Source organism: Acidovorax lacteus, assembly GCF_039540375.1.
GTDB lineage: Bacteria > Pseudomonadota > Gammaproteobacteria > Burkholderiales > Burkholderiaceae_C > Acidovorax_G > Acidovorax_G lacteus.
On record NZ_BAABEX010000030.1, the window covers coordinates 44,259 to 61,851 of the forward strand.

17 protein-coding genes are annotated in these 17,593 nt (G+C 70.5%); 4 read left to right on the forward strand and 13 right to left on the reverse strand.

The genetic code is table 11. The features are described 5' to 3' along the window. Positions 1-124: 124 nt before the first annotated feature. Positions 125-1,432 carry a sensor domain-containing diguanylate cyclase gene (locus ABD866_RS15100; protein ID WP_345066998.1) on the forward strand — a complete coding sequence of 436 codons (1,308 nt, stop codon included), beginning with the start codon at positions 125-127 and terminating at the stop codon, positions 1,430-1,432. A gap of 9 nt (positions 1,433-1,441) precedes the next feature. Here the strand turns inward: ABD866_RS15100 and ABD866_RS15105 are convergent, their stop codons facing one another. Together ABD866_RS15105 and ABD866_RS15110 are read right to left on the reverse strand one after the other, a co-directional pair. Continuing rightward, on the reverse strand, positions 1,442-1,672 hold the full coding sequence (locus tag ABD866_RS15105; RefSeq protein WP_345067371.1) for a SlyX family protein: 231 nt from the start codon (positions 1,670-1,672) through the stop codon (positions 1,442-1,444). Between the two features lie 35 nt (positions 1,673-1,707). Further along, positions 1,708-2,898, reverse strand: coding sequence for an aminotransferase-like domain-containing protein (locus ABD866_RS15110; RefSeq protein WP_345067002.1), 1,191 nt, complete (start codon positions 2,896-2,898; stop codon positions 1,708-1,710). Positions 2,899-3,049: 151 nt separating this feature from the next. On the opposite strand from ABD866_RS15110, the gene ABD866_RS15115 reads away from it, so the two are divergent. The 3 genes from ABD866_RS15115 (at position 3,050) to ABD866_RS15125 (ending at position 5,467) form a co-directional block, all read left to right on the forward strand. Continuing rightward, complete coding sequence (locus ABD866_RS15115; protein WP_345067005.1) at positions 3,050-3,526, forward strand: AraC family transcriptional regulator; 477 nt, start codon at positions 3,050-3,052, stop codon at positions 3,524-3,526. 33 nt (positions 3,527-3,559) lie between these two features. Further along, on the forward strand, positions 3,560-4,207 hold the full coding sequence (gene nth / locus ABD866_RS15120) for an endonuclease III (RefSeq protein WP_345067008.1): 648 nt from the start codon (positions 3,560-3,562) through the stop codon (positions 4,205-4,207). A gap of 126 nt (positions 4,208-4,333) precedes the next feature. Continuing rightward, positions 4,334-5,467: a GGDEF domain-containing protein gene (locus ABD866_RS15125; protein ID WP_345067011.1), complete on the forward strand. Its 1,134-nt coding sequence runs from the start codon at positions 4,334-4,336 to the stop codon at positions 5,465-5,467. A gap of 12 nt (positions 5,468-5,479) precedes the next feature. Here ABD866_RS15125 and cobT read toward each other — a convergent pair whose 3' ends face one another. The 11 genes from cobT to ABD866_RS15180 all read right to left on the reverse strand — a co-directional run bounded on the left by cobT (position 5,480) and on the right by ABD866_RS15180 (position 17,548). Next, complete coding sequence (gene cobT, locus ABD866_RS15130) at positions 5,480-6,565, reverse strand: nicotinate-nucleotide--dimethylbenzimidazole phosphoribosyltransferase (protein ID WP_345067374.1); 1,086 nt, start codon at positions 6,563-6,565, stop codon at positions 5,480-5,482. Positions 6,566-6,605: 40 nt separating this feature from the next. Next, positions 6,606-8,072 carry a cobyric acid synthase gene (locus tag ABD866_RS15135; protein ID WP_345067377.1) on the reverse strand — a complete coding sequence of 489 codons (1,467 nt, stop codon included), beginning with the start codon at positions 8,070-8,072 and terminating at the stop codon, positions 6,606-6,608. 56 nt (positions 8,073-8,128) lie between these two features. Then, complete coding sequence (locus tag ABD866_RS15140) at positions 8,129-9,136, reverse strand: aminotransferase class I/II-fold pyridoxal phosphate-dependent enzyme (RefSeq protein ID WP_345067013.1); 1,008 nt, start codon at positions 9,134-9,136, stop codon at positions 8,129-8,131. 92 nt (positions 9,137-9,228) lie between these two features. Then, the gene (gene cbiB / locus ABD866_RS15145) at positions 9,229-10,221 is read right to left on the reverse strand and encodes an adenosylcobinamide-phosphate synthase CbiB (RefSeq protein WP_345067016.1); all 993 of its coding nucleotides are present in this window, start codon (positions 10,219-10,221) and stop codon (positions 9,229-9,231) included. A 42-nt stretch (positions 10,222-10,263) separates the two neighbouring features. Beyond that, on the reverse strand, positions 10,264-10,833 hold the full coding sequence (gene cobO, locus ABD866_RS15150; protein ID WP_345067019.1) for a cob(I)yrinic acid a,c-diamide adenosyltransferase: 570 nt from the start codon (positions 10,831-10,833) through the stop codon (positions 10,264-10,266). A 30-nt stretch (positions 10,834-10,863) separates the two neighbouring features. Then, on the reverse strand, positions 10,864-11,667 hold the full coding sequence (locus ABD866_RS15155) for an ABC transporter ATP-binding protein (protein ID WP_345067022.1): 804 nt from the start codon (positions 11,665-11,667) through the stop codon (positions 10,864-10,866). Beyond that, complete coding sequence (locus ABD866_RS15160; RefSeq protein ID WP_345067025.1) at positions 11,664-12,704, reverse strand: FecCD family ABC transporter permease; 1,041 nt, start codon at positions 12,702-12,704, stop codon at positions 11,664-11,666. Before ABD866_RS15160 ends, ABD866_RS15155 begins: the two co-directional genes overlap by 4 nt. Continuing rightward, complete coding sequence (locus ABD866_RS15165) at positions 12,701-13,528, reverse strand: ABC transporter substrate-binding protein (protein WP_345067380.1); 828 nt, start codon at positions 13,526-13,528, stop codon at positions 12,701-12,703. Before ABD866_RS15165 ends, ABD866_RS15160 begins: the two co-directional genes overlap by 4 nt. 95 nt (positions 13,529-13,623) lie before the next feature. Beyond that, complete coding sequence (locus ABD866_RS15170; RefSeq protein ID WP_345067030.1) at positions 13,624-14,238, reverse strand: bifunctional adenosylcobinamide kinase/adenosylcobinamide-phosphate guanylyltransferase; 615 nt, start codon at positions 14,236-14,238, stop codon at positions 13,624-13,626. Next, positions 14,235-15,617, reverse strand: a complete 1,383-nt coding sequence (locus ABD866_RS15175; protein WP_345067385.1) for a cobyrinic acid a,c-diamide synthase CobB — start codon at positions 15,615-15,617, stop codon at positions 14,235-14,237. Before ABD866_RS15175 ends, ABD866_RS15170 begins: the two co-directional genes overlap by 4 nt. 59 nt (positions 15,618-15,676) lie before the next feature. Next, positions 15,677-17,548, reverse strand: coding sequence for a TonB-dependent receptor domain-containing protein (locus ABD866_RS15180; protein ID WP_345067033.1), 1,872 nt, complete (start codon positions 17,546-17,548; stop codon positions 15,677-15,679). Positions 17,549-17,593 lie beyond the last annotated feature (45 nt).

The window sequence follows — 17,593 nt, forward strand, 5'->3', positions numbered from 1 at the left end:
CAAAAGGGGGATTATCGGTTGCACATCTCCTGTGAAAAGGGGCATCACGGATGCTCACTTCCCGCTTGCGTACTGAAGCGGCGGTGTCACAATGGGTTACACCCTACCTGCTCCTGCCCGCTCCATGACGACAGACGCTGAACTGTTGCACGCCCTGCCCGGTGCCGTGCTGCTGGTGCAAGCCGGCCGCATTGTGCTGGCCAACGACGCGTCGGTACGGCTGCTGGAAGCACGCGGGACGGACGAAATCCACGGCCGCCCGCCCTCGGACTTCGTGCACCCCATCGACAAGCCGCGCTCGCAGCAGCGAATTGGCGCCGTGGCCGCCCCCGACCAGGCCGGGCTGCCCAACAAGTCGTCCGAATTCCGCATCTGCACCTGCCGCGGCAACCTGCGCATGGTGCTGATCTCGAGCGTGGCCATCACCTACCAGCAGCAGCCAGCGGTGCTGATGTGCGGCCTGGACATGACGCACCAGAGCGAAATCCAGGCGCAGCTGCGCGAAAGCGAGCGCAACTACCGCCGCCTGTTTGAAAACATGCAGGACGTGTACTACCGCACCAATGCCCAGGGGGTGGTGGTGCATGTGGGCCCGGCCGTGCGTAGGGTGCTGGGCTACGAGCCCCACGAGATCGAAGGCCGCACGGCCGAAGCGTTCTATCCCCGCGCATCAGACCGCGACGCGCTGAAGAAGGCCATCCTGGAACATGGCGAGGTGTCAGACTTTCCCGGCCAGATGGTGCGCCGCGACGGTACCGTGATCGACATTTCGATCAGCAGCCGGGCTTTGTTCAGCTCTGACGGCCAGTTTGAAGGCGTGGAAGGCCTGTACCGCGATGTGACCCAGCGCAAAAACCTGGAGCGCGAGCTGCAGCGCCTGGCGACCACCGACATGCTGACCGGGCTTGCCAACCGCCGCGCGTTTCTCGAGCGCGCGCAGCTCGCGCTCCAGCACCACCAGGCCAGCGGCGATCCCCTGGCCCTGCTGATGCTGGACATGGACCATTTCAAGAGCATCAACGACCGCTTTGGTCACCTGGAAGGCGACCAGGTGCTGGGCCTGTTCGCGCGTACGCTGCAAGCGCTGTTGCCGCCCGAGGGCCTAGCAGGCCGCCTGGGCGGCGAAGAGTTTAGCGTGCTGCTGCCGGGCCTGGGGTTGCCGCAGGCCCGCGCGGTGGCGGAATCCTTGCTGGGCGCGGTGCGTGCGATGGACCTGTCCAGCGCCCCGGCCGTGTTGCACAGCGGACGGCGTCTGACGGTGAGCATTGGCCTGGCCTGCGCCCGCCCCGGAGACCGCAGCCTGCACGACCTGATCGACCGGGCCGACCAGGCGCTGTACCTGGCCAAACACCGGGGGCGCGACCAGATCGCCTCGCTGCAGGATCTGGCCGGTCCTCCCGACAACGGGCTGCCCACCGCCCGCACCGCCTGAGGCGGACGTTCAGTAGTGCGGCGGCCGCTCGTCTGCAGCGCCGCGCGGCAGGCCGTCGCGCAGCTCCTGCAACTGGCCCACCACCGCGCGCAGTTCACGCTGCAATCGGTCGATGGTCTGCTGCTGGGCATACACCGTCAGGTTGAGCTGCTCCAGCAAATCCTCGGCGTAGCTGGCCTTGATTTCCAGCGCCTCCAGCCGCCGTTCGGTGCGCGGCGCAGCCGCATCGTCGGCCTGCAGGGCGGGCGCTTGCCCTGCGGCCGGTGCCCGGGTGCTCACAGCGCGCGGGCCAGGCGGGCCACGCCTTCGCGGATCTTGTCGCTGTCCACCGTGGCAAACGACAGGCGCAGCGTGGCATGGTCAGGGTTGGCGCAGAAAAACGGCGTGCCGGGCACAAAGGCCACGCCCTGCTCGATGGCGCGGGTGGCAAGCGCACGGCCGTCGGTGGCTTTGCCGCCCGCCCCCGTGAGGCGCGCCCACACGAAAAGACCGCCCTGGGGCTGCACAAATTGCACAGCGTCGCCCAGGTCACGGCGCAGCGCGTCGCCCATGGCCTGGGCGCGCTCGGCGTACACGGCGCGCACACGGTCCAGCGTGGCAGGCATGCGGCCGGCCTTCAGGTATTGCGCAGCAGTGGCCTGGGCAAAGGTGCTGGTGTGGGCATCGCTGAACTGCTTGCACATGGTGGCCTTGGCCAGCAGTTCGGGCGGGGCAATCATCCAGCCCACGCGCAGGCCGGGCGACAGCACCTTGCTCAGCGAGCCGCAGTGCACCAGCAGCTCACGGCTGCCCGCCACGCTGGCCGACAGGGCCAGCAGGCTGGGCGGCGGTGCTTCGCCAAAGTACAGGTCGCCATACGGATCGTCTTCGACCACCACCACCTGGTGGCGCACGGCCAGTTCGAGCACCTTGCGGCGGCGCTCCAGCGCCAGCGTGGCACCGCTCGGGTTGCCAAAGGTCGGAATCAGGTACACGAACTTGGGCTTGTGTTCGACGATCAGGCGCTCCAGCGCGTCGGTGTCCACGCCCTGGCCGTCGATGGGCGCGCTCACCAGCTCTGCGCCGTACAGGCGGAAGCACTGGATGGTGGCCAGAAAGGTCGGGCCTTCCACAATGACCTTGTCGCCCGGGCTGATGAGCGTCTTGCCCAGCAGGTCCAGCGCCTGCTGGCTGCCGGTGGTCACGATGAGCTGCTCGGGTGCGAGGCCCGTGACGCCCTTGCCCGCCATGAAGGCTGCGATCTGCTCGCGCAGCGGCTGGTAGCCTTCAGTGGCGCCGTATTGCAGAGCCGCGCCGGGCTCGTCGGTCAGGGCCTGCTGGCTGGCCGCGCGGATGCCTTCCACGTCGAACAGCGCGCTGTCCGGGAAGCCGCCCGCAAAGCTGATGATGCCGGGCTTGCCCAGCAGCTTGAACAGTTCGCGGATCGCGGAGGTTTCGACATTCTGGAGACGGTCGGCAAATTGCATGGCATTCGGGCACGCAGGGCGCGCGATGGGTGGAAATGGGGAGAACGAACGCCGCATTGTCGCCAATCGCGCCGCACTTTTCCTGCGCGGCTGGCTCTACACTGGAACGCCCGTCCCTCTACGGGCCACCACTGCTTGCACCAGCGCCCTCATGACCTTGCATGTTCGCGAACTTCCGGCCCTGCGGCTGGCCTATCTGCGCCACACGGGCGACTACGGCCCAGCGCTCGGCGATCTCTGGAATGCCCTGGGACGCTGGTGCGAATCGCGCGGCCTGGGTGCGCCCCAGCCGGGCTATCTGGGTCTGAGCCATGACGATCCGGCCTGCACGCCTGCCGGGCAATGCCGCTACGACGCCTGCGTGCCCATCGGCATCGGCATGCGGCCGGGCCCCGATGTGCAGGTGCAGGACTTTGCGGGCGGCCCCCATGCCTGCATGCGCTTTCAGGGTGTCGGCGCAGACATCGGCGCGGCCTGGAAGTACCTGATCAAGGATCTGATGCCCGCGCAGGGCCTGAAACCCGCGCCGCGGGCGGTGGTGGAACTGTACGAGGCCGACTTCGCGGTCGACCCCGACTCAGGCAGCTTTGCCTGCTGGTTGTGCGTACCGCTGCTGCTGCCGCGCTGATACGTCAGGCCGCCACCCATCTTGCCCTGCTCCATGAAACGCGCACACATCGAACCCTTTTTTGCCACCCTGCGGGCCGCGAACCCGCAGCCCAACACCGAGCTGGAGTACACCAGCGTGTTCGAACTGCTGGCCGCCGTGCTGCTGTCGGCGCAGGCCACGGACGTCGGCGTCAACAAGGCCACGCGGCGGCTGTTTCCGGTGGCGGGCACGCCGCAGGCCATCCTCGACCTTGGGCTGGAACGCCTGGAGGGCTACATCAAGACCATCGGGCTCTACAAGAGCAAGGCGCGGCACCTGATGGAGACCTGCCGCATCCTGGTCGAGGAGCACGGCGGACAGGTGCCGCGCACGCGTGAGGCCCTAGAAGCCCTTCCCGGCGTGGGCCGCAAGACGGCCAACGTGGTACTGAACGTGGCTTTCGGCCAACCGACCATGGCGGTGGACACGCACATCTTCCGTGTGGGGAACCGCACGGGTCTTGCGCCTGGCAAAACCCCACTGGCCGTCGAGATGCAGTTGCTCGACCGCATTCCACCGGCGTACCTGGTGGACGCGCACCACTGGCTGATCCTGCATGGCCGCTATGTCTGCCAGGCGCGGCAGCCGCGCTGCTGGGAATGCGCTGTTGCGCCGTATTGCGGCTACCGGTCCAAGAGCCCGATGCCGGCCAAAACCTGAAAGCTATCAAAATAATAGCAAAGTATTCAACACATACAAGCACGAGCAGCCCATTCGATGCCAAGCCCATCGACACTTTGTACCGGCAGGCGGAACCGCCTGGCCCGCCGCTGACGCCCCAGCCCCATGCCCAGCCTTGACCCACGCTCCCTGATTGCCATGGCCGGCGTCATGTCGCTGCTCATGGCACTGGTGCTGTGGCTCATGCGGCGCACCTACCCCAAGAGCATTCGCGGGCTCGAGCTGTGGGCTGCCGCACCGCTGCTGTGGCTGCTGTCCACCGCGCTGTTTTCGCTGCGCGGCCGTATCCCGGACATGCTGGGGCTGGTCGTGGCCAATACGCTGCTGTTGCTGGGCGCCATGTGCTACCACCAGGGCACGCGCCGCTTCTTCGGGCAAAGACCGGCATGGCGCCCCTGGCTGCTGTGGCTGTCTGCCACGTTTGCGGTGATGACGGTGCTGACAGTGGTCTATCCAAGCTACCTGCTGCGCGTGGGCTTTTTCACCGTGTCGGTGTCGATCGTCTACGGGGCCTTGCTCACCTTTCTGATGCGCCACGGCGGCGGCAGCTTTCCGGTACGGCTGGTGCAGGTGGTGCTTGTGCTGCACCTGCTGGTGCTGGTGTTCCGGGTGTACACGCTGTCGCAGGGCCTGGGCGGCACCGACCTGATGGACCGCGACCCCATCCAGACGCTCTACATCAGCGCCTACACCCTCACAACCTTGATGTTGCCGCTGGGGGGCGTGTTGATGGCCACCGACCGCCTGCGCAACGAACTGGAGCACCTGGCCACGCACGACCCGCTGCTGCCCGTGCTGAACCGCAGGGCGTTCATGGAAGCCTTCAAACACGAACTGGCCCGCGCACGCCGCAGCGGCAGTGGCCCTGCGCTGCTGATGCTGGACCTGGACCATTTCAAGGCCATCAACGACACCCACGGGCACCAGCACGGCGACGCGGTGCTGCTGCATGTGGTCGAACGGGTGCAGGCCAGCCTGCGCAGCACCGACGTACTGGCTCGCCACGGCGGCGAGGAGTTTGCAGTGCTGCTGCCCGAAACCCCGCGGGCCGATGCCCAGGTGCTGGCGCAGCGTCTGCACGCGGCCCTGGCACAGGGCCATGCACTGGACTGCACGGTGAGCATCGGCGCCACCGCCTGGCAGGGGGCTGACGACACCGTGGACGCCATGCTGCTGCGTGCCGATGCGGCGCTGTACCGCGCCAAGGACGCAGGCCGCAACCAGACCTGCGTGGGCTGAAACTGCTGCAGGCTAGCTGCCCTGCGTGGCTACCCCGGCCGACTCGAAACTGGCCATCTCCCGCAGCAACGCACAGGCCGACACCAACAAGGGCCAGGCCAGCGCCGCGCCCGAGCCTTCGCCCAGCCGCAAACCCAGGTCCAGCAGCGGCTGCACCTGCCAGCGCGCCAGCAGGTGGCCATGCCCCCGCTCTCCAGAGCGGTGCGAAAACACGCAGCGCTGCAGCACCGTGGGCGCCAGGCTGGCCGCCACCAGCACCGCGGCACTGGTGATGAAGCCGTCCACCACGATCACGCGCCGCTCGCGCGCGGCCTGCAGCACGGCGCCGGTCAGCGTGGCGATCTCCAGCCCACCCAGCGCCGCCAAGGCGGCCAGCGGCGTGGTGGCCTGCGCGTTGGCCAGCAAGGCCTGCTGCAGCACGGCCTGCTTGCGCTGCACGCCCTGGCTGTCGAGCCCTGTGCCCGCGCCGGTGGCGTCGGCCAGCGCCACCCCGCACAGCCGCACCAGCAGCAAGGCCGCGGCCGAGGTGTTGCCAATGCCCATTTCGCCCAGCAGCAGCGCATTGCCCGGCAGCGAGCGCACCACGTCCATGCCGTGCTGCAGGGCAGCGATGCACTGCGCATCGGTCATGGCCGGGCCCTGGCTCGCATCGGCCGTGCCGTGCGCTGCCTTGCGCACCAGCAGGCGCGGCCCGGGGCCGCCAGGCTCGCGCGGCGGCAGATCACGCGCCACACCGCAGTCCACCACCGTCAGCGCCAGACCATGCTGGCGCGCCAGCACGCTCACAGCTGCGCCGCCCGCCAGAAAGTTCTCCACCATCTGCCAGGTCACCTCGCTCGGGAAGGCCGACACGCCCTGCGCGGCAATGCCGTGGTCGGCCGCGCACACCAGCATTTGCGGCTGGTCCAGCACGGGCGTATCGGTGCCCAGAATCTGCCCGATGCGCAGCGCCAGCGATTCGATGCGGCCCAACGAGCCGAGCGGTTTGGTCTTGTGGTCCAGCAGGTGCTGCAGGCGGGCCGTGAGCGCCACGTCGTGGATGTCGGGCACATCAGGCGGCAGGTAGTCGGCCAGGCAGGTGGGCAGCGGTGCGGTCATGGCGGGAAGCATCTCCTCAAATCGTGGGGTCATCGGGTTGTCAGGCCAGCAGGGCATCGAGCACGCCGGGCTCGAAGTGGCGTTCGACCGTGCGGGCAAGGCCCTCGAACACGTCGTCCAGGGTGGGCACGGCTCCGTGCACCTGTGCGCCGAACAGCGCCTGCAGCACGCGCGGGTCTTCGAACAGGCCGTGCAGGTAGACGCCCAGCACGCGGCCGTCGCCACTGGCCCAGCCGATGCCGGGCAAAACCTCGGGCGCTCGGGCACCGGCGGCCACCATGGCCGGGTGCAGCGCCGTCTGGCCGTGGTGGATCTCGTAGCCCTGCACCTCCACACCCGACAGGGCCTGCCAGGGCCCGGCGGGCAGAGGCGCAAAGCGCAGCGCGGTGTGGCGCAAGGTCTTGTCGGGTGCAAAGCAGGTCACCAGCGGCAGCAGGCCCAGGCCGGCGGCATTGCCGTCAATGCCTGCGGTATCGACCAGCGCCTCGCCCAGCATCTGCAGCCCGCCGCAAATGCCCAGCACCGCGCCGCCCGCTCGGGCATGGCGGGCCACGGCCTGGTCGAGCCCGCGCTCGCGCAGCCAGCCCAGGTCGGCCGCAGTGGCCTTGGAGCCGGGCAGCACGATCCAGTCGGTGGCTTGCAGTCCCGCCAGATCGGCGGGACTGCGCGCCCACAGCAGGCGCACACCGGGCACGTTCTTGAGCGGCTGGAACTCGTCGAGGTTGCTGATGCGCGGATAGGCCACCACGGCCACCGTGGTGTGCACCGCACCGGCCGCGCGGCTGCGGTCGTCGAAAACACCGTCTTCTTCGGGCAAGCCGTGGTTCCACTGCCAGGGGATGGTGGCCACCGTGGGCACGCCGGTGCGCGCCTGCAGCATCTGCGGCGCGGGGGCCAGCAACGCGGCATCGCCCCGAAAGCGATTGAGCACAAAGCCGTGCAGCAGCGCCTGTTCTTCGGGCGGCAGCAGCGCCCAGGTGCCGTACAGGTGGGCAAACGCGCCGCCGCGGTCGATGTCGGTCACGAGCAGGCAGCGCGCCTGCGCATGGCGGGCCACGCGCATGTTCACGATGTCGCTGGCGTGCAGGTTGATCTCGGCCGGTGAGCCCGCGCCTTCGATGACCACCACGTCGTACTCGGCACGCAAGGCATCCAGCGCGGCAGCCACGGCGGGCCAGACGTGTTCGCTGCGGCCGCGCCAGGGCATGGCGGTTAGCTCCGCGCTCACCTCGCCCATCAACACCACCTGGCTGCGCGTATCGGCCTCGGGCTTGAGCAAGAGCGGGTTCATGCGCACCTCCGGCACCGCGCCCGCGGCCAGCGCCTGAAAATACTGCGCGCTGCCGATCTCGCCCAAGCCGCCACCCGGTGTGGCCACCACGCGGGCGTTGTTGCTCATGTTCTGCGCCTTGAACGGTGCCACGCGCAGGCCCTGGTTGCGGTAGTAGCGGCACAGCGCAGTGGCCAGCCAGCTTTTGCCCGCGCCGCTGGTGGTGCCCAGCACCATCACGCAGCGGGCCAGCGCCGGGCGCGCAGAAGCGGTCGTGTCAGAGGTCTGCATGGTCAATTGGATGTAGCAAGGTTCAACGCACTCCGGCGTGGCCACGCGCGCCACGCCCGGGCAAGCGCGGCCTGGGCCCGCGGTGGCTGGGCCGACCAGCGCACGCCGCTGGGCAGGCCAAACGAAGCGGTGTCGCGCAGCTGCACGCCCTGCGCCCGCAGATGGGCCAGCAGGCCCGCAAGGTCGTCCACCGGAGGTCGGGCGACCCGGTAGTGGGCCAGGCCGCCAGGCATCAACGCCCAGCCTTCGCGCTGGCACCAGGCCTCCAGCGCCTGCGCCCAGCGGGCCAGGCGCGGCAGGCTGGCGCACAGCCAGCCCTGCACTTCAGGCTGCACCCAGGCCTGTAGCAAGGCGACACCATGCGCGCCCACCGGCCACGAGGCCGCCAGCGCATCGAGCTGCGCCGCCTGCGCCTGGGCACCGGCTGGCGCCACCAGGTAGGCGGCGCGCACGCCCGTCAGCCCCAGCGCCTTGTTGGGCGACCACAGCTGCCACCAGCCGGGGGCCGCAGCCGGCGGGCGGCCCTGCCAGCGAAACGGCGCACCGGGCGACGCAGGCCGCTCGAACGGCGCATAGGCCAGGTCGTGGATGCACCAACCAGTGCCTGGGGCGGCAGTGCCTGCGCACAGGCCCAGCGCGTCCTGGCCCAGCGGGCTGGACGGGGCGCAGGCCCACAGCAGCGCAACGTTGTGCGGCGGCCCGTCGCCCTCTGCGAGCGCCAGCCCCTGCAGACGCGCGGCGCGCGCATACTCGCCAAAGCCGTGCCGGGGCACCTGCGCCACACGCGCCCCTTGCCGGGCGGCCAGGTGCGTGATGCGGTGGATCAACTCGCTGGCGCTGGTGCCCACCACGATGCGGTCTGCGTCCACGCCATGCCACTGCGCCAGTTGCGTGCGCAGCGCGGTGTACGTCGAGTCGGGATAGCGCGCCGGGTCGGCCCGGCGCACGGCGGCCAACGCCTGCGGACACGGGCCGCAGGCGTTGGCGTTGGTCGAAAAATCAAACGCCACGGCTCCCTGCGCGTCAGGCCCGCCATGCACCCGGGGTGGGCATGTGGTCGTCTGGCTGGCCACGGCGACGGGCGCCAAAGCCGCGAGATGCGTCAGCGCAGCCACAGCTGGCCCCCCTGAAGCAGCGCCACCACCGCCAGTGCGCCGCCCACCGCATGGCCCGCATGGTGCAGGGCCTGCGGCACCTGCGCTGCGCGCACCTCGGCCCCGCGGGGGTTCAGCACGTACGCCCCAGGTTTGCCCAGGCGCACGCCCAAACGCAAGGCCATGGCGGCCATGGGCCAACCACTGTTGGGCGACGGGGTGCGGCGCGCTTCGGTGCGCAGCGTGGCCCAGCTGCACCGCGTGCGGCCACCACCGCCCGCCCACAGCAGCACCGCCGTGATGCGGGCCGGCACCCACGACAGCACGTCGTCGGCCCGCGCCGCCCACTTGCCGGCCCACTGCCAGTAGCGGCCACTGCGCATGCCCGGGTAGCCCCACATGGCGTCGGCCGTGTTGGCCAGGCGGTACAGGGCCGCGCCCGGCAGGCCCAGCAGCGCAAACCAGAACAGCGGGGCCACCACCGAATCGTTGAGGTTTTCGGCCAGGGTCTCGACAGCGGCCTCGCGCACCTCGTGCGGTTGCAGCGCACAGGTGTCGCGGCTGACCAGCCAGGCCAGGCGTTCGCGTCCGGCGGTCAGCGACCCGGCCAGCGCCTGCTCCACCGCCGCGACCTCGTCGCGCAGCATGCGCCAGGCCAGCAGCGGCTTGAGCAGCAGCGCCAGCAGCGGCACCGCGCACCACGCGGGCAGCTGCGCCAGCAGCGCCTGCAGCCCCCAGGCGGCGACCACCACCGGCAGCGCCAGGCTGCACCAGGCCAGCGCCCCGGCCACGGCACGCCGCACGTCAGGCCCGGTGGGTGTGGCGGGTGCGATACGCGTGCCCCACCAGCCGAGCGCAGCCCCCATCCACACCACCGGATGCCAGCGCGCGGGCGGCTCACCCCAGGCGCGGTCGATGGACAGTGCAAGCGGGGGGACGAGAAGCCAGACCCAAGCGGGCGCAGGCCCAAGCCACCAGGCCCATACGGTGGTCCACGGCATGCCGTCAGCCATGGCGTCGCTGGGGTGCGGTGTGTAAGACCATCAGTCTTCGATGCCGCGCTGCGCAGGCACACCGGCCTGGAACGCGTGCTTGACGAGTTGCATCTCGGTCACGGTGTCGGCCAGCTCGATGATCTCGGGCGGGCAGCGGCGGCCTGTGAGGCACACGTGCACGTCGCGCGGCCGCGTACGCAGCGTTTGCAGCACGTCGTCGAGCGGCAGCCAGCCGTAGATGAGCGGGTAGGTGATTTCATCGAGCACCACCAGAAAGCAGTCGCCCGAGAGGATGGTCGCCTTCGCGCGCTGCCAGCCGTCGCGCGCGAGTTGGGCCGAGTGTTCGAGGTCGCGGCTCTTCCAACTGAAGCCGTCGCCCAGGCCCTCCACTGGCAGGCCGATCTGCTCGAACATGCGGTGCTCGCCAAAGCGGGCCGTTGGCACCTTCATGAACTGGTACACCTTCACGGCCTTGCCGCGGCCGTGGGCGCGCAAGGCCAGGCCGAAGGCGGCCGTGCTCTTGCCCTTGCCGTCGCCCGTGTTCACGATCACCAGGCCGCGGCGCTCGCCTTCGGCTTTGTCGTAGGGCTTTTCCACCGGGGGCGTTTCAATCTGCATGGGGGTCTTTCTTCACAAAAAGGGCCAGACCTACAGTGGCGCGGCGGCGACATCCAGGCGCGGCACAGCCAGCCACTGACCGTCCAGGCTGCGCACCTGGATGCGGTGGTCGAACACGGCCTCCAGCGCACGGTGCGTGGCCGCATCGGCACACGGGCCTTGGTGGCGCACGCGGCCGTCCGCCACGATCAGCAGGTCGTCGGCCTGCAGCGCGGCCGACAGCTCGTGCAGCACGCTGACCACCGTGGTGCCCTGAACCACCAGGGCGCGCATGGCCTGCAGCCAGTCGGCCTGGTGCGGGGGGTCGAGGTTGGCCAGGGGCTCGTCCATGAGCAAGAGCGGCGCCTGTACGGCCAGCGCACGGGCCAGCAGCACACGCTGGCGCTCGCCGCCCGAGAGCTCGCCCAACGGGCGCTCGCGCCATTCCCAGGCCTGGGTGCTGCGCAACGCCTGCTCCACGGCCGCATGGTCGGCCGCGCTGGGGGCCGCCAGCCAGCGCTGATGCGGCATGCGGCCCAGCATGGCCACGTCGAACACGCTGAGCTCGTCGCCGCCGGTTTCCATCTGCCCCAGCCAGGCCAGGGCGCGGGCACGGTCGCGCGCGGGCCAGCCGGCCAGCGGGCGGCCCTGCAGCAGCACCTGGCCCTGCACGGCACGCGCGGGCAGGAGGCCCGCCAGGGCGCGCAGCAGGGTGGACTTGCCTGCGCCGTTGGGGCCGACCACGCTGGTCCAGCGGCCGGCGGGCAGGGCCAGGTCCAGGCAGGGGATCACCTCGCGCAGGCCCAGGCGCACCCGCAAGCCGCGGGCGGCGAGCATGGGGGTGGCAGCGTTCATGCGCCCTCTCCGGCCCGCGTGCGGCGGTGCATCAGCCACAGCAGGTAGCTGCCGCCGAGTGCGGCGGTGAGCACGCCCACGGGCAGTTCCTGAGGGGCCACCAGCACGCGCGCCAGAATGTCGGCGCCCAGCAGCAATACTCCCCCCACCAGGGCCGACAGCAGCACATGCACCGGATGCGTGGCCCGCACCAGCGAGCGGACCACATGCGGCGCGGCCAGGCCCACAAACGCGATCAGCCCGGTCTGCGCAACGGCCGTGCCCGTGGCCAGGGCCAGCACGGCAATCAGCCCGGCGCGCATGCGGGCCAGCGGCAGGCCCAGGCTCAGGGCCGTGGCCTCGCCCAGGGCCAGCCCGTCGAGCGCGCGGGCCAGCGCCCAGCCAACCAGCGCGCACAGCCCCAGCGCCAGCGCCATCACACCGCAAGCCGCCCATCCCACAAAGGCGCTGGTGCCCAGCGTGAAGGCCTGCATGGCCTGTAGGATCTCGGGCGAGGACAGCTCCACCAAGTCGCGCACCGCGCCCAGCACCACCCCCACGATGACACCCGCCAGCAGCAGGCGAAGGGTGTGCTGTACGCCACGCGCCAGCACCAGTGTGAGCAGCACGGCTGCCCCAGCGCCGATGAAGGCCACGCCGCTGAGCCCCAGCCGCGCAAGCCACGGTGCGGTGGCCGGCGACACGCCGAGCCAGGCCATGGCCAGCGCCCCACCCAGCGCCGCGCCCGAGGCACTGCCGAGCAAGAACGGATCGGCCAGCGGATTGCGGAACAGCCCTTGCGCAATCGCGCCGCCCAGCCCTAGCAGCGCGCCCGCGAGCCAGGCCCCCAGCGTGCGCGGCAGGCGGATGTCCCAAACGATCTGGCGCGCCACCGGGTCATCACCCAAGCGGGCGAGGCTCTCCCAGCCGGTGCTGCCCACGGCCGCGCCGGCCAGCAGCAGGGCCAGCGTGGCCAGCAGCGCCCACAGCGCGCACCAGGCCGCGCGGCGGCGCGTGGCCGAGCCGGGGGTGGCGGCAACCGGCACCTGCGATGTCATGGGGCCTTGTCCGCAATGCAGCGGGCCATGATGCGCGCGGCCTCGGCCATGCGCGGACCAGGGCGCACCAGCACGTCGGATTCCTGCGGTCCGAAGGCGCAGATGCGCTGCTCGCGCACCGCGCGCATCGTCTGCCAGCCCGGGTACATGAGCATGGACTGCATGCTGCGGTTGCCCACGAGGATCAGATCCGGGTCGGCGCGCACCACGAATTCGGGGTTGAGCCGCGGAAACGGCCCCAGCGCTGCGGGTACCACGTTGCGCACGCCCAGGCGCTGCAGCGTCTCTCCGATGAACGAGCCCTCGCCTGCCGCATACGGGCCGCGGCTGACTTCGAAGTACACCCGCGCCTTGCGCGCGCGCTCTGGCAGCGACTGGGCAGCGGCCTGCACCGACGCGTCGATCACGCGCCACAAGCGGTCGGCCCCCTGCGCCCGGGGCACGCCCAGCAGGTCGCTGAGGGTGCCGAGCACCGTGCGCACGTCGGCATGGGTCTTGGGCTCCAGGGTGACCACGGTGATGCCCAGCGCTTCGAGCCGGTCGGACGCGCGCGAGGACACGGCCAGCAGCACCACGTCGGGCCGCAGCGCGACGATGGCCTCGATCTGCGGATCGAGCCCACCGCCTACCACGGGCAACTGGCGCACCGCTTCGGGCCAGTTGGAATAGCGGTCCACGCCCACCAGGCGGTGGCACTGGCCGAGTTCGCACACGCTTTCGGTCAGCGAGGGCAGCAGGCTCACGATGCGCTGCGGCGGCTGGGCCAGGCGTACGACGCGGCCGCGGGCATCGCGCACTTCCACCGGCTGGGCAGCGGCTGCCATGGGCGCTGCCAGCGCGCAGACCGCCAGCCACAGCGCCAGCCACGGTGCCATCGATTCGACCACGCGACGGGCCAGTGCTGTGCGGACGTGCTGGCTCATGCCGCTCCCTTCACCACCAGCGGGCAGCCGGCCACCATGAGCGTTACGCGATCCACCGCCGCCGCGACCCGCTGGTTGAGCTGGCCCAGCGCATCGACGAAGGCGCGCACCTCGCGCCCGAGCGGAATCACGCCCAGGCCGATCTCGTTGCCCACCAGCACCACCGGCCCCGGGCTGTGCTCAATTGCTATCAAAAACTGAGCGGCTTGTGCTTGCCAATGCTCAATATCAGGCCGATTTGGCTCTAAATTCGACGCGGGGGCCTCGGGGGGCATCAGCCATTGCGTGAGCCACAGCGTCAGGCAGTCCACCACCACCAGTGTGTCGGGCGCGGACACGCGGGCCAGCGCGCCCGCCAGGTCGCGTGGCTCTTCCAGCGTCTGCAGGCCGGGCACGCGTGCTGCGCGGTCGGCCTGATGGCGCGCGATGCGCTCGCGCATTTCAGCGTCCCAGGCCTGGGCCGTGGCCAGCAGCACGGCGCGGTGCTGCGGGCCAGCGGCCAGCCAGCGCTGGGCCAGGGCCTCGGCATGGCGCGACTTGCCGCTTTTCTGGCCGCCCAGCAGCAGTTCGCTGCGGGCGATGCCGGGCACGCGCAGGGGGATGGCGCTCATGCGGCCTCCGGCAGAAACAGCGCGGCTGCCGCCGCTGGGTCGGACGCAAACCACGCATGGAAGTAGCTCGCACGCAGGCTGCCGTGGCGGTACAGCGCCTCGCCCGGTGCGGCCCCGGGCGCCGCGTGGGCGCGCTGGGCATGGCCTGCGGGCGGCAGCGGCGTGGCCAGGGTGGAATGGTGAAACGTATGCCCGCGAAGCACGCCCGCGCCCACCGCCAGCGCCTGCGGGCCCAGCCCAGCCAGGCGCGGCTGCAACGTAGCGTGGCCGGGCAGCAGACCCCACAGCGGCGTGGCCTGGCCCTGCACATCGGTGACCGATTCGCACAGCGCCACCATGCCCCCGCATTCGGCCCACATGGGGCGGCCGGCGGCCAGGTGGGCGGCCAGCGCGTCGCGTAGGTCGGTGCGGGCGTGCAGCGCTGTGGCGTGCAACTCGGGGTAGCCGCCAGGCAGCCACACGGCGTCACAAGGCGGCAGCGCATCGCCTGCCAACGGGGCAAAGCAGCGCACGGTGGCGCCCAGCGCGCGCAGCGTGTCCAGGTTGGCCTCGTACACAAAACAGAAGGCGGCATCGCGGGCCACGGCCACGGTGAGCCCTTGCAGCAGCGGCGGCAGCGCGAGTACGGCGGGCGGCGGCGCAAACGGCACGGCAAAGCGCTGCAGGCCCGCGCGGTCGAGCTGGCCGAGCGGCGTGCGCTCCAGCGCATCGGCCAGGGCGTCGAGCCGTTCCAGCGCATCGGGCAGCTCGTGGGCGGCCACCAGACCCAGATGGCGTTCGGGCCACAAACCAGCGGGTCCGCGCGTGCCAGCGGCGGCGCGGTCGGATGCAGGTGACGGGGACGGCAATCGCTCGAGCGCACCCCACCAGCCGGCGTCCGCGCCCACCGCCCCGCGCACCATGTCGGCATGCCGCTCACCGGCCACCCGATTGGCCAGCACACCCGCCCAGGGCAAGCCCGGGCGGTAATGCTGCAGGCCGTGGGCCACCGCCCCAAAGGTTTCGGCCATGGCCGCGGCATCCACCACGGCCAGCACGGGCAGCCCGAAGCGCTGGGACAGATCGGCCGCACTGGGTTGGCCATCGAACAGGCCCATCACGCCTTCGACCAGCACCACGTCGGCCTGCTGGGCGGCCGCATGCAGGCGGCGTGCACAGTCGTCGGCACCGTTGATCCACAGATCAAGCGCGTGGACCGGCTGGCCGCTGGCCAGCGCATGCCAGAACGGGTCGAGATAGTCAGGCCCGCACTTGAACACCTGCACGCGCAGGCCGCGCCGCGCCCAGAGCCGCGCCAGGCCTGCGACCACGGTGGTCTTGCCCTGCCCCGAGGCTGGGGCGGCCACCAGCAGCGCCGGGCACAGGGCAGTTCCTGGCACCAGCGCAGCGGCCTGGGGCGCCGCCGCAGGCCGCACCGGCAAGGCGTGAACAGTGGCCGTCACTGCGGCGCCCACTTGAGACCCACATAGAACGTGCGGCCCGCCGTGGCGTAAGTGCGTGCGAGTTGGTAGGCCTTGTCGCCCACATTGTCGACGCGCGCCTGCAGCGTCACGTCCTGCGCGATACGGGTGCCCGCCGTGAGGTGGACCACGCCGTAACCGCCCAGCACCTGCGTGTTGGCGCTGTTGTCAAAACGGCGGCCCGAGGCCTGCCATTCGGCACCCCAGGTCCAGCCCGCCCAGCGGGTGTCGGCGCCCAGCACCAACCGCTCCTGGGCGCGGCGTGCCAGTTGCTTGCCCGTGGCGAGATCGCGCGGGTTTTGCCAGTCGAGCGAGCCGTGCACGCGCACCGCGCCGAAGCGGTGCGATCCCGCCAGGGTGATGCCTTCATATTGCGCGCGGGCTGTGTTGGCATAGCAGCCGAAGGTGGACGCACAGGTGCCTGCGCCCACGAAGCTGATCAGGTCGCTGACGCGGTTGCGGTAGGCCGTGACCGAGAAGGTCGAGTCGCCCTGGGCATAGCGCAGGCCCAGCTCCAGATTGCGCGCCTGCTCGGGACGCAGACTGGCAACACCGTACTCGCTGAACCGCTGGTACAGCGTAGGCGCACGGAAGGCCGTGCCCGCCGCCGCTGTTGCACGCCACTGCGGCGTGATGCGATAGCCATAGGCCACGCTGCCCGTGTTCTGGCCGCCGAACTCGCTGTCGGCATCGTGCCGCCATTGCAACTGCAGCGTGTGCGGGCCGCTGTGTAGGCCGTAGCCGAGGGCCAGTGCGTCCTGCGAGCGGCTGCGGTCGATGGGGCGGTTGGTCAGATGGTCCTCACGGCGCTCCAGGGCCACCGTCCACTGGTGCGGGCCGCGGCGCCACTCGTTGTGCAACAGGTAACTGCGTACGGTGGTTTCCGTCAGGTAGGGCGAAGGTGTGGTCTCGTAGCGGTCACGCCCTTCTGTGACCGACAGCCGCGTCTTGAAGCCCGTGTCCCATTGGGCCAGCCAGTGCAGGCCCAGCGCGTGCAGACGGTGCAGACTGCGATCGTCGCGGGCAGGGCTCGCGTCGTAGCCACTGTTCATGTCGTTGGTCAGCAGCGTGCCTTCGAGGCGGTGTGCTGCACTGAGTTGCACCCCGCCGCGCAGGTGAGCGGCCGTGCTGCGGTAGCCGTCTTTGTCGGGGTTCTGGCCTGCAATGGGACGCGCGTTGAAGCCCTGGCTGGTCTCTCGCGCCACGCCCAGGGCGTAGTCCCAGGTGCCCTGCGTTCCTGTGAAGCCAGCCTCGGCCTTGGCCGTGCGGTGGCTGCCTGCGCCCAGCTGCACAAAGGGGGCAAAGCCGCCTTCGCCCCGGCGCGTGAACACCTGCACCACCCCACCCAGGGCATCAGAGCCGTAGATGGCTGCGGCAGGCCCCCGCAGCACTTCGATGCGTTCGATCATGGCCAGCGGAATGCTTTGCCACGAAGCGCCACCGGTGGACTGCGAATCCACGCGTACGCCATCGATGTAAACGGCTGTGAAACGGGTCTCCGCGCCCCGGATGAACAGGCTGGTGTTGGAGCCCGGACCACCATTGCGCGCCATCTCCACGCCTGGCAAACGGCTGAGCACATCGGCCAGTCCTGTGGCACCGCTTCGCTCGATGGTCTCGCGGTCCACGATGGACACATCGGCCACCAGATCCGACAGCGGCTGCGCCGTGCGGGTGGCCGTGACCACCACATCGGCCATCGACGGGGCGCGCAAGTTCTGGGCCACCAAAGTGGAAGCAGCCTGATCGGCCAGCACCGGCACAGACGCAGCCAGCCATGCGGCAGCCAGCGCCACCGAACGCGGGCGCAGCACAGCGGCGGCGCACGCACGAGGAGTACGAACGTTCATGAAAAAACCCGACAGAAGGCAACCCGTTGCCGGCCTCCCCGCCAG